The organism is Micromonospora sp. CPCC 206061, from assembly GCF_036906915.1.
Taxonomy (GTDB): domain Bacteria; phylum Actinomycetota; class Actinomycetes; order Mycobacteriales; family Micromonosporaceae; genus Phytohabitans.
This window is the reverse complement of the sequence record NZ_JBAKHX010000115.1, coordinates 1-18,163: the sequence shown is the minus strand read 5'-3', so window position 1 is coordinate 18,163 and position 18,163 is coordinate 1. Positions and strand designations below refer to the sequence as shown.

Here is an 18,163-nt window from a genome sequence, read left to right as displayed (position 1 = left end):
CGCCGCACGCAGCCCGCCCGGCACCCGCCAGGCCGCCACGCACGCGGGCGCTACCGGCGCGGCCGGCGCCGCCGCGCCGACGCGCGTCGATCAAGGGTCTTCTCGTCGATCTAGGGCGAATGCACGCGGAAGAGAGATCAAACCACGTGCGTTTGCCCTTGATCGGCGGGAGGGGGCGGGCGCCGACGGCCGCGGCGGGCGGCGTCATCGCGGGCGGCGTCATCGCGGGCGGCGTCATCGCGGGCGGCGTCATCGTGCGGGCCGCAGCGCTGCGTGGAGGTCTTGCAGCGGGCGCACCGCCATGTCGCCGCGGATCAGGGCCTCGATTCCCATCACCGCCGCCGTCACGCCCGGCACGGTCGTGATGCACGGGATGTCGGCGGTCACCGCGGCGCTACGGATCTCGTACCCGTCGGAGCGCGCGCTCGCACCCGAACCCTGCGGGGTGTTGATGACCAGCGCCATCTCACCCGCCGCGATCAGCGACACCGCGTCGGTGCCGGCGGCCTCGTAGTGCTTGGGCACGATCCGGCAGGCGATCCCGTACCGGCGCAGCACCTCACCCGTGCCGGCGGTCGCCACGATCTCGAATCCGAGGTCGGCCAGGCGCTTGACCGGAAACACCATGGCGCGCTTGTCCCTGTTGGCCACCGTCACCAGGATCGTGCCGGCGGTGGGCAGCGACCCGTACGCCCCGGCCTGTGACTTGGCGAACGCCTGCCCGAAGCCGGTGTCGATGCCCATCACCTCGCCGGTCGACTTCATCTCCGGGCCGAGCAGGTTGTCGACGCCCTTGCCGGCCGGAGTGCGGAACCGCTTGAACGGCAGCACCGCCTCCTTGACCGCGATGGGTGCCCCGTCGGGCGGGGCAGCACCGTCCCCTTCGGCGAGGAGCAGGCCGGACGCGCGCAGCGAGGCGATCGACGCGCCGAGCATGATCTTGCTCGCGGCCTTGGCCAGCTGCACCGCCGTCGCCTTGGACACGAACGGCACGGTCCGCGAGGCGCGCGGGTTCGCTTCGAGCACGTACAGGACGTCGTCCTTGAGCGCGTACTGAACATTCAGCAGCCCGCGCACCCCGACGCCCCGAGCGATTGCCTCGGTGTACCTGCGCACCTGCGCCAGGTGTGACCCGGCGAGCGTGATCGGCGGCAGCACGCACGACGAGTCACCGGAGTGGATGCCGGCCTCCTCGATGTGCTCCATGACCCCGCCGATGTACACCTCACCCTCGGCGTCGCACAGCGCGTCGACGTCGATCTCGATCGCGTCGTCGAGGAACCGGTCGACCAGCACCGGGTGGTCCGGCGAGATGTCGGTGGCCCGCCCGATGTAGTCGCGCAGCGTCGGCTCGTCGTACACGATCTCCATGCCCCGCCCGCCGAGCACGTAGGACGGCCGGACAAGCACCGGGTACCCGATCTCGTTGGCGATCGCGCGCGCCTCGTCGAACGACGTGGCCGTGCCGTGCGCGGGCGCCCGGAGACCGGCCTTGGCCAGGACGGCGCCGAACGCGCCGCGGTGCTCGGCCAGGTGGATCGACTCGGGGCTGGTGCCGACGATCGGTATGCCGGCGTTCTTGAGCCGCTGCGCCAGGCCCAGCGGGGTCTGCCCGCCGAGCTGGACGATCACGCCGACCACGCCCGGGCCGCCGCCAGCGACGCCGGAGGAGTGCTCGGCGTGCCACACCTCCAGCACGTCCTCGAAGGTGAGCGGCTCGAAGTACAGCCGGTCGGCGGTGTCATAGTCGGTGGAGACGGTCTCGGGGTTGCAGTTGACCATCACGGTCTCGTACTCGCCGCGCAGCGCCTGCACGGCGTGCACGCACGAGTAGTCGAACTCGATGCCCTGCCCGATCCGGTTCGGTCCTGAGCCGAGGATCAGCACCTTCGGCCTGTGCGAGGGGGCGACCTCAGTCTCGGAGTCGTAGGACGAGTAGTGGTAAGGCGTCTTCGCCTCGAACTCGGCCGCGCACGTGTCGACGGTCTTGTAGACCGGGCGTAGGCCGAGCCGGTGGCGCAGGGTCCGGAGGCCCACTTCGCCGGCCAGTTCGGGCCGCAACGCCGCGACCTGCCGGTCGGACAGACCGGCACGCTTGGCCCGCCGCAGCAACGGCTCATCGAGTACCGGCGCAGCCTCGATCTCGGCACGAAGCTCCACGAGGGACACGATCTGGTCCAGGAACCACGGGTCCATCCCGCCCGTGGCCTCGGCGACCTGCTCCACCGTCGCGCCCAGCCGCAGCGCCCGCTCGACCGTGTAGAGCCGGCCGTCGTGCGGCACGCGCAGCGCGGCGAGCGTCTCCTCAAGGGACACGTCGGGGTCGGGCACGGTCCAGAACCCGGCCGCCTTGGTCTCCATCGAACGCATCGCCTTGTTGAGCGCCTCGGTGAAGTTGCGGCCCAGCGCCATCGCCTCGCCAACCGACTTCATCGTGGTGGTCAGCTCCGGGTCGGCGCCGGGGAACTTCTCGAACGCGAACCGCGGGATCTTCACCACCACGTAGTCGAGTGTGGGCTCGAAGGCCGCGGGCGTCTCGGCAGTGATGTCGTTGGGAATCTCGTCCAACGTGTACCCGATGGCCAGCTTCGCGGCGATCTTGGCGATCGGAAAGCCGGTGGCCTTCGAGGCGAGCGCGGACGACCGCGACACCCGCGGGTTCATCTCGATGACGACGATGCGGCCCGTCTCAGGGTCGATCGCGAACTGGATGTTGCAGCCGCCGGTGTCGACGCCGACCTGCCGCAGCACCGCGATGCCCAGGTCGCGCATCCGCTGGTACTCGCGGTCGGTCAGCGTCATCGCGGGCGCCACCGTCACGCTGTCACCGGTGTGCACACCCATCGGGTCGACATTCTCGATGGAGCAGATGACGACCACGTTGTCCTTGCGGTCGCGCATCAACTCCAGCTCGTACTCCTTCCAGCCGAGCACGCTCTCCTCGATGAGCACCTCGTGCACGGGCGACGCGGCGAGCCCGGCGCCGGCGATCCGCTCCAGGTCTTCGTCGGTGTGCGCCATGCCCGAGCCGAGGCCGCCCATGGTGAACGACGGCCGGATCACGACGGGCAAGCCCAGCTCGGCGGCCGTCTCGCGCACCTCGTCGAGCGAGTGGCACACCCGGCTCCTAGGAACCTCACCGCCAGCCTGGGCCACGATCTCTTTGAACAGCTGGCGATCCTCGCCGCGCCGGATCGCGTCGATGTTCGCGCCGATCAGCTCGACGCCGTACTTGTCGAGCACCCCCGACTCGTACAGCGCCACGGCCGTGTTGAGCGCGGTCTGGCCACCCAGCGTCGGCAGCAGCGCGTCCGGCCGCTCCTTCGCGATGACCAGCTCGACGAACTCCGGCGTGATCGGCTCGACGTACGTGGCGTCGGCGAACTCGGGGTCGGTCATGATGGTCGCCGGGTTCGAGTTGACCAGCGACACTCGCAGGCCCTCGGCGCGCAGCACCCGGCACGCCTGAGTGCCGGAGTAGTCGAACTCGCACGCCTGGCCGATCACGATCGGCCCTGAGCCGATCACCATGACGTGCTTGATGTCACTTCGCTTCGGCACGATCCACCAACTCCACGAACCTGTCGAACAAGTAGTCAGCGTCGTGCGTACCGGCCGCCGCCTCGGGGTGGTACTGCACGGTGAACGCGGGCGCGTCCAGCGCCCGCAGCCCTTCGACCACGTTGTCGTTCAGGCAGACGTGGGAGACCTCCACCCGACCGAAGTCGGTGTCGACCACACCCTCGTGAGGGGCATCGACGGCGAAGCCGTGGTTGTGCGAGGTCACCTCGACCTTGCCGGTCGTCCTGTCGATCACCGGCTGGTTGATGCCGCGGTGCCCGTACCGGAGCTTGTAGGTGCCGAACCCCAGCGCCCGCCCCAGAATCTGGCTGCCGAAGCAGATGCCGAACAGCGGCACCCCCCGGCGCATCACCTCACGCGCCACCGCCACCGGGTGGTCGGCCGTCGCCGGGTCGCCCGGCCCCGGCGAGAAGAACACCGCGTCGGCGCCGACGCCGAGCAGATCCTCCACCGTGGACGTGGCCGGCATGACGTGGGTCGTGACGCCCCGGGCCGCCAGGCGCCGCGGCACGTTGCGCTTGATGCCCAGGTCCAGCGCGGCCACCGTGTACCGGTGCTCGCCGTCGGCCTCGACGACATACGCAGACGCCGTGGTCACCTCGGCCGACAGGTCGGCGCCCACCATCTCGGGTGAGGCCAGCACCCGCTCGCACAGGGCCACCGGGTCGGTATCCACACTGGACACACCGACCCGCATCGCGCCGCGCTCGCGCAGGTGCCGGGTCAGCGCCCGGGTGTCGACGCCGCTAATGCCCACGACACCCTCGGCGGCCAGCCGCTCCTCCAGCCCACCGGTGGCGCGCCAGTTCGAGCCGATGCGGGCCGGGTCGCGCACCACGTAACCGGCGACCCAGATCCGGCTGGACTCGTCGTCTTCGTCGTTGACGCCGGTGTTGCCGATGTGCGGGGCGGTCTGCACGACGACCTGGCGGTGGTACGACGGGTCGGTCAGCGTCTCCTGGTATCCGGTCATGCCGGTGGTGAAGACCGCCTCACCGAACGTCTCCCCGATCGCGCCGTACGCCTCGCCGTGGAAGGTGCGCCCGTCTTCGAGTACGAGGATCGCTGGTTTTCTCATTTGACGGCCTTTCCATCCAGGACCGTGGGCGTACCGCGCAGGAATGTCGCGACGACCCTGCCGGGCAGTGTCATGCCCGCGTAGGGCGTGTTGCGGCTGCGGGACGCCGACTCCGCCGGGTCGACGACCCGGCGGGCGGCCGGGTCGACCAGCGTGAGGTTCGCCGGCGCGCCCGGCACCAGGTCGTGGCCGTGCCCTGAGAGGCCCGCGATCCGCGCCGGGGCGCGAGACATCCGCTCGGCGATGAGGTCCCAGTCTTCGCCGAGCACGCTCAGCGCGATCGACAGCGCGGTCTCCAGGCCGAGCATGCCCGGCCGGGCGTACGCCCACTCGCACTCCTTGTCTTCCACGGCGTGCGGGGCGTGGTCGGTGGCGACGATGTCGATGACGCCGTCCTTCAGGGCCTGCCGCAGCGCCTCGACGTCGGCGGCGGTGCGCAGCGGCGGGTTCACCTTGAAGACCGGGTCGTAGCTGGTGGCTCGCTCGTCGGTGAGCAGCAGGTGATGGGGGGTCACCTCGGCGGTCACCTTCACACCACGCTCCTTCGCGTGCCGCAGCACCTCGACACTGCCGGCCGTCGACACGTGGCACACGTGCAGCCGGCTGCCGACATGCTCGGCCAGCAGCACGTCGCGGGCGATGATGGCCTCCTCGGCCACCGCCGGCCAGCCGGTCAGGCCAAGCCGGGTGGCGACCTCGCCCTCGTGCATCTGGGCGCCCTCGGTCAGCCGGGGCTCCTCGGCGTGCTGCGCGATGACGCCGTCGAACGCCTTCACGTACTCCAGCGCCCGCCGCATCAGCTTCGGGTCGGATACGCAGTGCCCGTCGTCGGAGAAGATCCGCACCGCGGCGGCGGAGGTGGCCATCGCGCCCAGCTCCGCGAGGCGCTCGCCGGCCAGCCCGACCGTGACCGCCCCGATCGGCTGTACGTCGACCAGCCCGGCCTCGCGGCCCAGCCGGTACACCTGCTCGACCACGCCGGCCGTGTCGGCGACCGGCGACGTGTTCGCCATCGCGCACACGGCGGTGTATCCGCCCAGCGCCGCCGCCCGCGAGCCGGACTCGACGGTCTCGGCGTCTTCGCGGCCCGGTTCCCGAAGGTGCGTGTGCAGGTCGACCAGGCCGGGCAGGGCGACCAGGCCGTCCGCGTCGATGACCTCAGCGGCGCCCGGGGCGCCTTCTTGAATGACACCGTCGCGGATCAGCAGGTCGGTCTTGGGCCGGCCGAGGACCGAGACACCCTTGAGCAGGTACTTCACGACTTGCCTCCGAGCAGCAGATAGAGGACGGCCATCCGCACGGAGACACCGTTGGCGACCTGTTCGACGATGGTGGAGCGGGGCGAGTCGGCGACCTCCGGGGCGATCTCCATCCCCCGGTTCATCGGGCCGGGGTGCATCACGATCGCGTGCTCGGGCAGCTTGCGCATCCGCGCACCGTCCATCCCATACCGCCGCGCGTACTCGCGTTCCGACGGGAAGTACGAGTCGTTCATGCGCTCGCGCTGCACCCGCAGCATCATCACGACGTCAGCGTCGGGCAGCACCGCGTCCAGGTCGTACGAGACCTCGGACCGCAGGTCGACCGGGATCAGCGTGGGCGGGCCGACCAGCGTGACCTTCGCGCCGAGCGTGGCGAGCAGCGCGACGTTGGAGCGGGCCACGCGGCTGTGCAGCACGTCGCCGACGACCGCGACCTTGAGGCCGGCCAGCCGGCCAAGTCGGGAGCGCATCGTGTACGCGTCGAGCAGCGCCTGCGTCGGGTGCTCGTGGGTGCCGTCGCCGGCGTTCACGACCGAGCCCTCGACCCAGGTGGCCAGCCGGTGCGGCGCGCCCGACGCGGAGTGCCGGATCACGACCGCGTCGGCGCCCATCGCCTGGAGGGTGAGCGCGGTGTCCTTGAGGCTCTCGCCCTTCGAGACGCTGGAGCCCTTGGCCGAGAAGTTGATCACATCCGCGGAGAGCCGCTTGGCGGCCGCCTCGAACGAGATCCGGGTGCGGGTGGAGTCTTCGTAGAAGAGGTTCACCACCGTGCGCCCGCGCAGCGTGGGCAGCTTCTTGACCTCGCGGCCGGCGATGCCGGCCATCTCGGCCGCGGTGTCCAGGACCAGGGTGGCGGTGGCCGCGTCGAGATCCGAGGCAGACAAGAGGTGCTTCACAGAGCCCGCCTTTCGTTCGCGACTGCGGGGCTCGCAGGCAGGCGCCCATCGACGGCTGCGGGCCGTCGAAGCTCACTCCTCGCGCTCACAGAGCCCGCCTTTCGTTCGCGACTGCGGGGCTCGCAGGCAGGCGCCCATCGACGGCTGCGGGCCGTCGAAGCTCACTCCTCGCGCTCACAGAGCCCGCCTTTCGTTCGCGACTGCGGGGCTCGCAGGCAGGCGCCCATCGACGGCTGCGGGCCGTCGAAGCTCACTCCTCGCGCTCACTGTGTACCCCCGTAGAGCTTGACCTCGTCGACGCCGTCGATCTCCACGAGGGCGACGCGCACGCTCTCGGTGAGCGCTGTGGGGATGTTCTTGCCGACGTAGTCGGCGCGGATCGGCAGCTCGCGGTGCCCGCGGTCGACCAGCACCGCGAGCTGGACGCAGCGGGGGCGACCAATGTCGCTGAGCGCGTCGAGGGCGGCCCGCACGGTGCGGCCGGAGAAGAGCACGTCGTCGACCAGGATCACCCGCCGGCCGTCGATGCCACCCGGCGGCACCTCGGTGGGGCCGATCGCGCGGGTCGCCTGGCGACGCAGGTCGTCTCGGTAGAGCGTGATGTCCAACACTCCGACCGGCACATCGACGCCCTCGAAAGTGCGGATGCGGTCGGCGAGACGGCGGGCGAGCGGCCCGCCGCGGGTCGGGATGCCCATCAGGGCGGTGTCTGCCGCGCCCTGGGTCTTTTCGAGAATCTGGTGGGCGATCCGGTCGACCACGCGGTGCAGATCGGTGCTGGTCAGGATCGTCTTTGGCTGTGCTGCTTGTGATGGCTGCGCGGAGGCAGCCTCTGGCAACGCCACAGGCGCTCACTCCTTCCCCGCCTCACGGGACGGGACTTAAAGGGTGTCTGGCTGACGCTACGTTACCAGCGAGCCCTCGGTCGCCTCCTGCTGCCATCCTGACCGACCGATCAGTAACTGGGTGCGAGGAAAAATCGGACATTTCCGTGCGTTGGTGTCGACTCGGGGGTAACTACTACTTGACCGCGTGTCGCAACCTGCGTACCGTCACGCTCCGTAGCGATCGCTGGGGAGAACCCCGGGCAAGAGCACTGGGAGTGTCCGTATGCCCTCTGAGTACGCCAAGTCGTTGGGCGCCCGCCTGCGCTCCATCCGCCAGCAGCAGGGGCTCTCCCTGCAGGGGGTGGAGGAGAAGTCGAACGGGCGCTGGAAGGCCGTCGTCGTCGGCTCGTATGAGCGCGGCGACCGTGCGGTCACCGTGTCTCGCCTCGCCGAGCTGGCGGACTTCTACCGGGTACCCGTCGCCGAACTGCTGCCCGACGGCAGCGGCGTCCGGCACGAACCCACCAACAAGATCGTTCTGGACCTGGAGCGGCTGTACGACGAGGCCTCCGAGGAACTCGCCTACGTCGCCCGCTACGCACGCGCTATCCAGCAGCAGCGCGGCGACTACAACGGCCGGGTCCTGTCGATCCGCGCGGACGACCTTCGGGCGCTCGCCATCGTGTACGACATCTCGCCTTCCGGCTTGATCGAGCGTCTCACCGAGGCTGGTGTCCTGGTCGCCGACCCGCGCGCCTTCTTCGCCTCCTGACCACCGAACTTCCCGATCGAGGCGCCCCCTTGGGGGCGCCTCGATCATTTGATCCCTCCGCCCAGTTCCGCCCGTACCCTCATGCGTGAGCTACTGTCGCGCCGGCTACTGCGTGGCGACCCGCCCGGATGCCCCCGCTAATCCGCAAGCCGCCACCCTGACGGAGTGCCGTCGGACATGCTGCCGTCCCGAAACCGCTCGGCACTCGGCCCCGGCCATCCGCCACCTGGAAACGCCTCTCCGTCGACCAACCGCTGATGCAGCGCGGACACGCTGTCGGTGACCCACTCGATCACCGCCGACAACGTGCCGGCCCCGCCCGCCACCCCTCCGCACACCGTCGCGACGCTGGTCACGGCCAGCACGATCGCGGCCGGCGCACCCGCACCCGTGCCGGCGGCCAGCGCCGCGGCCGCGAGCTGCACCACCGCCGAGGCGAGCATCGCCGCGATCGCCGCCCACATCCCGCAGATGGCGATCGCGAGCCGCCCCAACGCCAGATCGAGCTCGCCGCCCATCCCCTGCAACGCCGCGAGCGCCGCGCGCTGCCGATCGGCAGCCGCCTCGTACGCCTCCGCGGCCCGCCCGTCCCACTCGTACCCGGCCGCCAGATGGTCCGGATGGATCTCGCTGACCTGCCGGCTCAACGGAGCGCCGAACTCCGCCACCCATCGCCGCCCGGCCTCCCACAGCCGCCCCGGCCGTCCGACCGGCTCACTCAGCCTCTCGATCAACCTCACGAGTCGCAGCACCAGCTCGTCGAGGCTCTCGGCCAACCGGACGAGCCGCGCTCCCATCGGCAGAGGCAGCAGGCGCGCCACCGACAGCACCCGGTCGACCACCGTCGTCGCCGCTTCCCGCACCTCACCGACGAGCCCGCGCACGCGTTCCATCAGCCCGTCGAACTCGACCACCACAATCGGCACGGTCATGCCAGCTAGCGCAGTCATCCTCACCACACCCCGAGTAGCCGGTGCACGGCCGCACGCTCGTCCGCCTCGTACCCGTCCGCCGCACTGGTCAACGCGCCGGCAACCGCGACGAACTCCCGCGCCCCCGTCGCCGCCAACTCGACTGCCCGCCGCTGCACCGCCCCGTACAGCTCCGGCAGCCCGGCAAGCTCACTCAACCCGCACATCTCGTTGGCCGTGAGGTCGAGATCGTCCGCGACCCGCGCGGCCGCGTCGAGCCCATCCGCCCACCGGCACCACTCCCGCACATCGCGCCGCAACGCCTCGACGGCCACCGCGACGACATCACCACCCGGCGCCATACCTCGCCTCCAGACCACAGTCCTATAAGGTGCCGCCGCGGGCGGCACTCCCATCGACAGCGCCGCTGGCTTCGCTGAACGCCTCCGCCAGCGCGGCACGCACCACAGCGCCGATCTCCCTATCGTCGGCGAGCCGCGCCCAACCCTCGTCGACACACAGCGCGACCAGCTCACCGCCGCTGACCTCGACAGTCACCCGACCTCCCGGATCCCGCCCAGCGGCCTGCCCCACCAGCGCGGCCGGCAGCGGTGATGGCCCATCCACGCCCTCGTGGGCCGCTTGCCCTCTCGGCGCACCGTCTTCGGCCTGTGTGCAGGCCGCCCCATCGGGGTCCGTCGCGGCGGCGGCCCAAGCACCGAGCCGATCGAGTGCCGCCGCGGACCACGCCTCTCGCACCGCGCCCGCCAGCCCGCCAGGCCCGACCGCACCGCGCCACTCCGGCCGCAAACGCACGCCGTCCGGCCAGCCATCGGGGCCGAGCATGACCTCTACCGCACCGGAGGGGTCCACGCCTCGCCCACCGGCGCGGACCGCGGCCACCCGCCGCGCCAACGCCAAGGCGTCCGCACGCAGCAGCTTCAGGTCATCGAGGAGCGTCACGGCGGCAGACGCTAGCCATCCGCTCGCCGCCCCTCAAGCGGTTGCCGGCATGTCGCGCCAACCCCGCCGCGCACCCCTTCCGCCACGCCGACCGCACGCCACGCCGCCCCCTTCGCCGATCTAGGGCAAACGCACGCCGTTCGATCGCGAATCCACGTGCATTCGCCCTCGATCGACGGCCTTCTCCTTGATCGACGCGCTCCGGCACCATGCGACCTCGCGCAACACCACACAAACCAGACATCGCGGCAGGACCGCCCGCCCCGCGGTGCTGACCCGACCAGCTCGCCCGCCCCGATCAAGGCGTCCGCGGGGCTGGGGCAGCCGCATCCTCGATCGAAGTCCCGTGACACGCCAGCCCGACGGCGTGTCGGGTAGCTTTCGGGACTTCGATCAAGCGACCCACCAGAAGCACCGGCAGCGTGGCACGGTGTGGGTCGACTGGCCCGGGCACAGATCAAGGGCAAACGCACGTGCGTTTGCCCTTGATCGGCGGGAGACAGCGAAGAGGACAGCGCCGGCCCGGCCGGGGGTAAAGGCGGGACGGGTGCGCTAGCGGGTGGCGTATTCGGCTATGCGGCCCAGGACGCCGTTCAGGAAGCGCGGGGAGTCGTCCGTCGACATCTGGCGGGCGAGCTCGACCGCCTCGGTGATCGCTACCGCGTCGTCGATCTCGTCGACGTACAGCAGCTCGTACACCGCGATCCGCGCCAGGTTGCGGTCGACGACGGGCATGCGGTCGAGCGTCCACCCCTCGGCGTAGCTCGCGATCAGCTCGTCGATCCGGTCGAGGTGCGCGGCCACACCCTCGATCAGCCCGATCGCGTATCCCAGGTGCTCGGGGCGGGGCTGCTCCAGCCGCCGGATGTATGCCGCCAACACATCGGGCACCGGCATGTCGCGCAGGTCGGCCTCGAAGAGCACGTCGAGTGCCCGCTTACGCGCCTTGCGGCGGGCGGGCATCTGCGACTTCGGGGCCTCAGGCACGGCCGAGGTAGCGGCCGTCGCGCGTGTCGACCTTGATCTTCTCGCCGGTGGTGATGAACAGCGGCACCTGCACCGTCGCACCGGTCTCGACCGTGGCGGGCTTGTTGCCGCCGGTCGAGCGGTCGCCCTGCAGGCCCGGCTCGGTGTACGTGATCTCGAGCACCACGCTGGTCGGCAGCTCGACGTACAACGGCACGCTCTCGTGGGTCGCGACGATCGCCTCGGCCTCGGGCAGCAGGTAGTTCGCCGCCTCGCCGACGGTGCCGCCGGACACGTGGATCTGGTCGTAGGTCTCCAGGTCCATGAACACGTAGTCGTCGCCGTCGGCGTACAGGTACTGCATCGTCCGCTTGTCGACGGTCGCCGTCTCAACCTTGGTGCCCGCGTTGAACGTCTTGTCGACCACCTTGCCCGACAGCACGTTCTTGAGCGTGGTGCGCACGAACGCCCCGCCCTTGCCCGGCTTGACGTGCTGGAACTCCACAACGGCCCAAAGCTCGCCGTCGAGGTTGAGGACCATTCCGTTCTTGAGGTCGTTCGTGGTGGCCATTGCCTGCCTTGTTCTTCGTCTGGGATCTGTCCGTGGGGGTGACCTGGCAAGTCTACTGGCATCCGAGCGTGTGCGAAGACGGAGGCGGACGCCCACCGGTCACGCGCGCTACCTGGCGCACGGCGCGATGGTCTGCCTCGGGCTACTGGTGGGCCTGCCGTTGCGCGATGTGAGCGAGCGCCAGCCGGTATCCATCGACGCCCAGACCGGCGATCACGCCGGTGGCGACCGCCGACACCACCGAGTGGTGCCGGAACTCCTCGCGCGCGTGGATGTTGGAGATGTGCACCTCGACGAGCGGGGCCCGCAGCATGGCGCACGCGTCCCGGACCGCGTACGAGTAGTGCGACCACGCGCCCGGGTTGAGCACGACGGGTGCCCGCTCGTCAGCCGCCGCGTGCAGCCAGGCCAGCATCTCGTGCTCGGCGTCGGTCTGGCGCACCTCGACGTCGAGGCCGAGCTCCTTGCCCGCGCTCTCGCAGATGGTGACCAGATCCGCGTACGACGTCACGCCGTAGACGTCGACCTGGCGCGTGCCAAGCCGTCCCAGGTTAGGTCCATTGAGGACGTAAACCTTCATGAGGCCACCTCCTGGTACGCGGAAAGCAACAGCTCGTCCGACGGACCGTCCAGGATGGACGGCGCGGCCAGGCCGTCGAGCACGACGAAGCGCAGCGTCGCGCCGCGCGCCTTCTTGTCCACCCGCATCGTGGCGAGCAGGTCCGGCCAGGCGTCCGCACGGTACGAGGTGGGGAGCCCGAGGGCGGTCAGCACGGCGCGGTGCCGGGCGGCGGTGCCGGTGTCGAGCCGGCCGGCGAGGGCGCCTAGCGCGGCCGCGTACACGAGGCCCACCGAGACGGCGTGGCCGTGCCGCCACGCGTACCCCTCGACCTTTTCGATCGCGTGCGCGAGCGTGTGCCCGTAGTTGAGGATCTCCCGCAGCCCGGACTCTCGCAGGTCGGCGGAGACGACCTGCGCCTTGACCCGGATCGCGCGCTCGACCAGCTCGCGCAGCGCGGGCGTCGCGGGGTCGGCCGCCGCCGCCGGGTCGCGCTCGACCAGGTCGAGGATCGCCGGGTCGGCGATGAACCCGCACTTGACCACCTCGGCCAGCCCCGCGACCAGGTCGGTCGGCGGCAGGCTGTCGAGCGTGGCCAGGTCGCAGAGCACGCCGGCGGGTGGATGGAACGCGCCGACCAGGTTTTTGCCGGCGGCGGTGTTGACCCCGGTCTTGCCGCCCACGGCGGCGTCGACCATGCCGAGCAGGCTGGTCGAGACCGGCACCCACCGCACTCCGCGCAGCCAGCAGGCCGCGACGAAGCCGGCCAGGTCGGTGACCGCGCCGCCGCCGACCCCGACAACCACGTCGGTACGCGTGAAGCCGGCCGCACCGAGCTGGTCCCAGCAGTGCGCGGCGACGTCCATGCTCTTGCCGGCCTCGGCATCGGGCACGTCGACCAGCAGCGGCCGGACGCCCGCCGCGGCCAGGGTCTCGCCGACCGCGTCTGCGTGGGGCTTGAGCGGCGGCGAGTAGAGCACGGCGGCCCGGGCGGCGCCGGCGACCAGGCCGGGCAGCGCGCCCAGCAGGTCGCGGCCGACCAGGACCTCGTACGGGCGGTCGCCGCCGACCGGTATGCGCGTGGTGTCGTCCATCGGAGCTGAGCCTAGTAGAACTGCTGGTGTGGACATCACGGGAGTTGAGTTGCGGCGCATCGCGATGCCGCTGGTCGCGCCGTTCCGCACGTCGTTCGGCACGGAGACCGCGCGGGACGTGCTGCTGGTCCGGGTGGTGACGCCGGACGCCGAGGGCTGGGGCGAGTGCGTCGCGATGTCCGAGCCGGTGTACTCGTCCGAGTACGTCGACGGCGCGGCGGAGGTGATCCGGCGGTTCCTGGCGCCCACGTTGATGGCCGCACGCGACGTGACCGCCGAACGCGTCGCTTCCCGGCTGGCCCCGGTGCGCGGGCATCGCATGGCCAAGGCCGCGTTGGAGACGGCGGTGCTGGACGCCCAGCTCAGGGCTCGCGGCGAGTCGTTCGGCGCCTTCCTGGGTGCCGAACGCGACCGGGTGCCGGCGGGGGTGTCGGTGGGCATCATGGACTCGATTCCCGAGCTGCTGGACGCGGTCGACGGCTACCTGGCCGAGGGGTATCTGCGGATCAAGCTGAAGATCGAGCCGGACTGGGACGTCGTGCCGGTGCGCGCCGTGCGGGAGCGTTTCGGCGACATCCTGCTACAGGTCGACGCGAACGCCGCCTACACGCTCGCCGACGCGGCGACGCTGGCCCGGCTCGACGACTTCGACCTGCTCCTGATCGAGCAGCCGCTCGCCGAAGACGACATCCGGCAGCACGCCGAGCTGGCCCGGCTTATCCGCACCCCGGTGTGCCTCGACGAGTCGATCGGCTCGGTCGAGGCGGCCGCCGACGCGATCGCGCTGCGGGCCGCCCGGGTCATCAACATCAAGCCCGGCCGGGTGGGCGGCTACCTGGAGGCGCGGCGCATCCACGACCTGTGCCGGGCCAACGGGATACCGGTGTGGTGCGGCGGGATGCTGGAGACCGGCATCGGCCGGGCCGCGAACGTGGCCCTGGCCGCGCTGCCCGGTTTTACGCTGCCCGGCGACACGTCCGCGTCGAGCCGGTACTTCGCCCGCGACGTCACGTCACCGTTCGTCCTCGAAGATGGGCACCTGCGCGTGCCGGAAGGCGCCGGCATCGGGGTGGACCCGCTGCCGGACGCCCTCGCGGAGTTCACTACTTCGTCGGAGTACCTGGCGGCGGTGTAGGCATCGTCGGCTCCTGGTCGGTCCACTCCCGGTGGGTGTAGACGGACTGCGACCACAGCGTCTGGGCGAGCTTACCCCCGACCGTCATCCGGTGGTTCTTGGTGACCGCAAGCACCTGGTACGTCTGCTGGTCGACGATAAGCTCGACATCTTCTAGGCGCTGCGCAAGGGTGGGCGGCGCAGGGCTGGTAGGCACGGGGGCGGGCCGGCGGACCAGCATCCCGGTTCGCCCCTCGCTGTCGGTGGCTGTGCCGGCCAGTTCCACCCTCGGCAGCATGGCCAGCAGCCGGTACGCGGCCGCCGTCTGCGCGGGCGTGGCCGGCGCGCGGGCCAGCAGCCCGACGGTGGCGGCGAACAGGTAGTCATCGCCCGTGGGCCCTGGTTGGGTGGCGTTCTTCTTCCTCTTCGCCTCCAGCACGCCGCGAAGGGCCGCCGGGTCGGTCGGCAGGTTGCGGATCTCCGCCGGGCTGAACTCCTCCTCCCAGCCGTAGCCGACGTGCTTCACCCTGTCCAGCCTCGGCTCGAAACGCCCGTCCCGAAGTTCGCCAACGCCCCACCAGCTTGGCTGGCGCGCGTTGGCGGCCTGCCACTGCTCGACCACCATGATCCCGGGTTCGGATTCTTTCTCCCCAGCCCTGAACGGCGGGAGGGTTTCTTGCCCCGAGTGCCTCACGGAGCGGACGTGCCAGTACTTGCCGCTCGTGGCGGGGGCGCGCTCCGCCTGGGTGGCAGCGGCGAGCAGGAACTCCTGGGCGTTCGCCGGCGCGACGGCCTCGACCTGCCGGCCGGAGGGCGGCCCTGTCGGAGCCACCGGCCCGGAGCCGAGCGCGACAACGGCCGCGGCTGCCGCCGCGACGAGCCCGGTGCCCGCGCCGACGAGCGACCACCGCAGCGTGCTCTTGCGGGGACGCCTCGCGGGTACGCCATCCATGGCGACCGCTTCCAGGAGCTTGGCCCGGGCAACGTCCCGGTGGTCGTCGTCGACCTCTTCGACCAGTACGGTCCGGATCAGGTTGATGTCGTCCATCTCATTCATGTCCTCTGTGCTCAATCAGCTTCGGTGGGGTCGACGCCCAGCGCGGCACGCAGCTTGCGCCGGGCGCGGTTGAGGCGGGAGCAGACAGTGCCGTACGGGATGTCGAGCGTCCCGGCGATCTCGTGGTGGTCCAACCCGCCGAGGGCCATCAGCAGCAGCACGTCGCGGTCCCGTGCGGGCAGCGCGGCGAGCGCGGCGGCAAGCTCACCGCGGATGAGCTCCGCGCTGAGCCGCACCACGACGCGCTCGTCGTGGCCGGGGTCGTCGGGCATGTCGGGTACGCGGGCGAGGGCCCGGTACCGGCGCTCCTCGGTCCGGCGGTGGCGGTGCACCAGGTTGGTGGCGATGCCGTACAGCCACGACCGCACCAGGCCCGCCCCGACGCCCGGGTCGAACTCGGCCCGCCGGCGGAACGCGATCAGGAACGTCTCCGAGGCGACGTCGTCGGCCACCTCCGCGCCGAGGCGGCTGCGGGCGTACCGGTGGATCTGCGGGTAGTAGCGGTCGAAGAGCGCCACGAACCGGTCCGGGTTGGCGCGTGAGGCCGCGAGCACCGCGAGGTCGTCGGCGGCTTCGGCCTCCGGTGGCGCGGGACCATTCATCGGGTACCTCCCATGAGTGTGCGAACACTAGGGGATGCCCTATGCCGGTCTACCGCTTCACGCTGGTTTGCGATCGGCCATTTTGGTGAGTTGTTGGGCGTAGTCGGCGACCGCCTGGCGCAGCTCGTCGGGGCGCACGACGGTGAACGGCCAGCCCAGTCCGGCCAGCATCTGCGCCATCCCGTCGAGGCGTTGGGCGCGGCAGCGCATCAGCACCCCGTCGGCCGACTCGCTCAGCTCGGCCACGCTCGCCGGCACCCGCTTGCGCGCCTGCACCATGTCGGTCTCCAGCAGCACCTCGACGTCCCACGCGTACGGGACGCCGGCCAGCGACCGGGTCACGTGCCCGACCGGGTCGAAGCCGTCCGGTACCTCGAAGGTCTCGTCGCCGACGTCGATCGCGCCGATGCGGTCCAGCCGGAAGGTGCGGATCTCGTCACTGCGGTGGTCGAGCCCGGTCAGGTACCAGCGGCCGGCGTGGAAGACCAGGCCGTACGGGTCCAGCTCGCGCAGCGACACCCCGCCGCGCCAGGACCGGTACGTGAGCGTGACGCGGCGGCGTTCGCGGGTGGCGGCGCCCAGCGACAGCAGCGTGGCGGTGGCTGGCCGGGCCGCTTCGACGCGCGGCCGCATCGTGAACCCGAGCGTGTCCTGCACGGCGGTCAGGCGGTCGGCGAGCGCCGTCGGGAGTACCCTTTGGATCTTGGCAAGTGCGACGCCCGTGGCCGGCGCCTCGGTGGCGAGGCCAAGGTGCTCCGCGGCGACCAGGCCGAGCACGACGGCGACGGCCTCCTCGTCGGTGAGCATCAGCGGCGGCAGCTTGTACCCGGGCGCCAGCCGATATCCGCCGTACCGGCCGCGGTACGCGGTAACGGGAATTCCGAGGTCGGCCAGCGTGCCGGCGTACCGCCGGACGGTGCGCTCGTCGACACCGAGGCGCGCGCCGAGGTCGGCGCCGGTGAGCCGGTGGTGGGTCTGCAGGAGTTCGAGCATGCCCAGCACCCGTGACGCAGGATGTGACACAGGCCACACTCCTTAATCGGGCGGAAGCTGTCCTGATTTGATCTTAACCTCGAACCCATGACGACATTCGTACTGGTACCGGGGTTCTGGCTCGGGGCGTGGGCGTGGCAGAACGTGACGACGGCATTGCGCGAAGCCGGCCACGACGTCCACCCCCTCACCCTGACCGGAGTTGGCGAGCGCGCGCACCTCGCCACGCCGGAAGTGGATCTGGATACCCACACCGACGACGTGGTGCGGCTGATCGAGGAGCGCGACCTGCACAATGTGGTACTGGTCGGTCACTCAGGTGGTGGTATGCCGGTCAGCCAAGCCGCCGACCGCATCCCAGAGCGGATCGCCCAAGTGACCTATGTGGACAGTGGACCGCTTCCTGATGGTATGTCGCAGTTTGACACCAACGAGCCGGCTGAGCAGGAACGACTGCGCGCACTGATCGGCGACAGCCACCTGCTCCCGCCGCCACCGTGGGACCCGGCCGCCGACCCGGTCAACCTCGCCGGCCTCGACGAGGCGGCACTCGCGATGCTGCGGTCGCGTTCCACCCCGCACCCGCTGGGCGCCGCGACGCAACCGGTGCGGCGCAGGCAGCACGCGAAGGTACGCAATGCGCTGGTCGCGTGCGTGATCCCAATCGACCAGGTGCGCGAGATGATCGCCCAGGGTCACCCGTTCTTCGCCGAGTTCCAGGACGGCGAGGTACGCGGCCTCGACACCGGTCACTGGCCCATGCTGAGCGAGCCAGCGGCCCTGGCCGCCACCCTCAACGACCTGGCCACCACACCCTCCTAACCACGCCCCCACGACGGACGACGCGTCGCCCGAACGCCGCCGCGGCCCACCGCGCGGCGCGGCGCGGCGCGGGCGGCGCGGCGCGGGCGGCGCG

18 protein-coding genes are annotated in these 18,163 nt (G+C 71.0%); 3 read left to right on the top strand and 15 right to left on the bottom strand.

All coding sequences use genetic code 11. The features are described from left to right. Positions 1–249: 249 nt before the first annotated feature. The 5 genes from carB to pyrR form a co-directional block, all read right to left on the bottom strand. Complete coding sequence (carB, locus tag V6V89_RS38230; protein ID WP_334624562.1) at positions 250–3,561, bottom strand: carbamoyl-phosphate synthase large subunit; 3,312 nt, start codon at positions 3,559–3,561, stop codon at positions 250–252. Beyond that, the gene (carA, locus tag V6V89_RS38225; RefSeq protein ID WP_334624561.1) at positions 3,545–4,660 is read right to left on the bottom strand and encodes a glutamine-hydrolyzing carbamoyl-phosphate synthase small subunit; all 1,116 of its coding nucleotides are present in this window, start codon (positions 4,658–4,660) and stop codon (positions 3,545–3,547) included. Before carA ends, carB begins: the two co-directional genes overlap by 17 nt. Next, positions 4,657–5,919 (bottom strand): dihydroorotase, encoded by a 1,263-nt coding sequence (locus tag V6V89_RS38220; protein ID WP_334624560.1) that lies wholly within the window; start codon positions 5,917–5,919, stop codon positions 4,657–4,659. The genes carA and V6V89_RS38220 overlap by 4 nt, the downstream gene beginning before the upstream one ends. Continuing rightward, positions 5,916–6,818, bottom strand: coding sequence for an aspartate carbamoyltransferase catalytic subunit (locus V6V89_RS38215; protein WP_334624559.1), 903 nt, complete (start codon positions 6,816–6,818; stop codon positions 5,916–5,918). Before V6V89_RS38215 ends, V6V89_RS38220 begins: the two co-directional genes overlap by 4 nt. A gap of 263 nt (positions 6,819–7,081) precedes the next feature. Beyond that, positions 7,082–7,663 carry a bifunctional pyr operon transcriptional regulator/uracil phosphoribosyltransferase PyrR gene (pyrR, locus tag V6V89_RS38210; RefSeq protein ID WP_334624557.1) on the bottom strand — a complete coding sequence of 194 codons (582 nt, stop codon included), beginning with the start codon at positions 7,661–7,663 and terminating at the stop codon, positions 7,082–7,084. Between the two features lie 265 nt (positions 7,664–7,928). Here pyrR and bldD point away from each other — a divergent pair, with 265 nt between their 5' ends. Then, positions 7,929–8,417 carry a transcriptional regulator BldD gene (gene bldD, locus V6V89_RS38205; RefSeq protein ID WP_265254359.1) on the top strand — a complete coding sequence of 163 codons (489 nt, stop codon included), beginning with the start codon at positions 7,929–7,931 and terminating at the stop codon, positions 8,415–8,417. 137 nt (positions 8,418–8,554) lie between these two features. On the opposite strand, the gene V6V89_RS38200 is transcribed toward bldD, so the two are convergent. The 7 genes from V6V89_RS38200 to aroB all read right to left on the bottom strand — a co-directional run bounded on the left by V6V89_RS38200 (position 8,555) and on the right by aroB (position 13,481). Continuing rightward, on the bottom strand, positions 8,555–9,349 hold the full coding sequence (locus V6V89_RS38200; protein WP_334624556.1) for a hypothetical protein: 795 nt from the start codon (positions 9,347–9,349) through the stop codon (positions 8,555–8,557). Positions 9,350–9,369: 20 nt separating this feature from the next. Beyond that, a complete protein-coding gene (locus V6V89_RS38195) occupies positions 9,370–9,690 on the bottom strand; it encodes a hypothetical protein (protein ID WP_334624555.1) in 321 nt (106 codons plus the stop codon). A gap of 22 nt (positions 9,691–9,712) precedes the next feature. Then, entirely contained in the window at positions 9,713–10,291 is a 579-nt protein-coding gene (locus V6V89_RS38190; RefSeq protein ID WP_334624554.1) for a hypothetical protein, read from the bottom strand. Positions 10,292–10,843: 552 nt separating this feature from the next. Then, the gene (nusB, locus tag V6V89_RS38185) at positions 10,844–11,254 is read right to left on the bottom strand and encodes a transcription antitermination factor NusB (protein WP_334624563.1); all 411 of its coding nucleotides are present in this window, start codon (positions 11,252–11,254) and stop codon (positions 10,844–10,846) included. 16 nt (positions 11,255–11,270) lie between these two features. After that, a complete protein-coding gene (gene efp / locus V6V89_RS38180) occupies positions 11,271–11,828 on the bottom strand; it encodes an elongation factor P (protein WP_334624553.1) in 558 nt (185 codons plus the stop codon). A 142-nt stretch (positions 11,829–11,970) separates the two neighbouring features. After that, the gene (gene aroQ, locus V6V89_RS38175; RefSeq protein WP_334624552.1) at positions 11,971–12,408 is read right to left on the bottom strand and encodes a type II 3-dehydroquinate dehydratase; all 438 of its coding nucleotides are present in this window, start codon (positions 12,406–12,408) and stop codon (positions 11,971–11,973) included. After that, positions 12,405–13,481 (bottom strand): 3-dehydroquinate synthase, encoded by a 1,077-nt coding sequence (gene aroB / locus V6V89_RS38170; protein WP_334624551.1) that lies wholly within the window; start codon positions 13,479–13,481, stop codon positions 12,405–12,407. Before aroB ends, aroQ begins: the two co-directional genes overlap by 4 nt. A gap of 28 nt (positions 13,482–13,509) precedes the next feature. Here aroB and menC point away from each other — a divergent pair, with 28 nt between their 5' ends. Next, entirely contained in the window at positions 13,510–14,616 is a 1,107-nt protein-coding gene (gene menC, locus V6V89_RS38165; protein WP_334624550.1) for an o-succinylbenzoate synthase, read from the top strand. Here the strand turns inward: menC and V6V89_RS38160 are convergent. Genes V6V89_RS38160 through V6V89_RS38150 form a run of 3 tightly spaced genes read right to left on the bottom strand, consistent with a single transcriptional unit; the run spans position 14,585 to position 17,277 of the window. Further along, positions 14,585–15,652 carry a CU044_5270 family protein gene (locus V6V89_RS38160; RefSeq protein WP_334624549.1) on the bottom strand — a complete coding sequence of 356 codons (1,068 nt, stop codon included), beginning with the start codon at positions 15,650–15,652 and terminating at the stop codon, positions 14,585–14,587. The two genes, menC and V6V89_RS38160, sit on opposite strands and share 32 nt — an antisense overlap. Positions 15,653–15,663: 11 nt before the next feature. Next, positions 15,664–16,254: an RNA polymerase sigma factor gene (locus V6V89_RS38155; RefSeq protein ID WP_334624548.1), complete on the bottom strand. Its 591-nt coding sequence runs from the start codon at positions 16,252–16,254 to the stop codon at positions 15,664–15,666. Between the two features lie 57 nt (positions 16,255–16,311). Continuing rightward, complete coding sequence (locus tag V6V89_RS38150) at positions 16,312–17,277, bottom strand: helix-turn-helix transcriptional regulator (protein ID WP_334624547.1); 966 nt, start codon at positions 17,275–17,277, stop codon at positions 16,312–16,314. A 57-nt stretch (positions 17,278–17,334) separates the two neighbouring features. Between V6V89_RS38150 and V6V89_RS38145 the strand changes: the two genes are divergently transcribed. Then, positions 17,335–18,069 (top strand): alpha/beta fold hydrolase, encoded by a 735-nt coding sequence (locus V6V89_RS38145; protein WP_334624546.1) that lies wholly within the window; start codon positions 17,335–17,337, stop codon positions 18,067–18,069. Positions 18,070–18,163 lie beyond the last annotated feature (94 nt).

Excerpts from the sequence above, each read along its gene's own strand:
- V6V89_RS38160 (WP_334624549.1), bottom strand. The coding sequence starts at position 15,652 with ATGAATGAGATGGACGACATCAACCTGATCCGGACCGTACTGGTCGAA.
- V6V89_RS38145 (WP_334624546.1), top strand. The coding sequence starts at position 17,335 with ATGACGACATTCGTACTGGTACCGGGGTTCTGGCTCGGGGCGTGGGCG.
- nusB (WP_334624563.1), bottom strand. The coding sequence starts at position 11,254 with ATGCCCGCCCGCCGCAAGGCGCGTAAGCGGGCACTCGACGTGCTCTTC.
- V6V89_RS38155 (WP_334624548.1), bottom strand. The coding sequence starts at position 16,254 with ATGAATGGTCCCGCGCCACCGGAGGCCGAAGCCGCCGACGACCTCGCG.
- aroQ (WP_334624552.1), bottom strand. The coding sequence starts at position 12,408 with ATGAAGGTTTACGTCCTCAATGGACCTAACCTGGGACGGCTTGGCACG.
- bldD (WP_265254359.1), top strand. The coding sequence starts at position 7,929 with ATGCCCTCTGAGTACGCCAAGTCGTTGGGCGCCCGCCTGCGCTCCATC.
- V6V89_RS38195 (WP_334624555.1), bottom strand. The coding sequence starts at position 9,690 with ATGGCGCCGGGTGGTGATGTCGTCGCGGTGGCCGTCGAGGCGTTGCGG.
- V6V89_RS38200 (WP_334624556.1), bottom strand. The coding sequence starts at position 9,349 with ATGACCGTGCCGATTGTGGTGGTCGAGTTCGACGGGCTGATGGAACGC.
- aroB (WP_334624551.1), bottom strand. The coding sequence starts at position 13,481 with ATGGACGACACCACGCGCATACCGGTCGGCGGCGACCGCCCGTACGAG.
- carA (WP_334624561.1), bottom strand. The coding sequence starts at position 4,660 with ATGAGAAAACCAGCGATCCTCGTACTCGAAGACGGGCGCACCTTCCAC.
- efp (WP_334624553.1), bottom strand. The coding sequence starts at position 11,828 with ATGGCCACCACGAACGACCTCAAGAACGGAATGGTCCTCAACCTCGAC.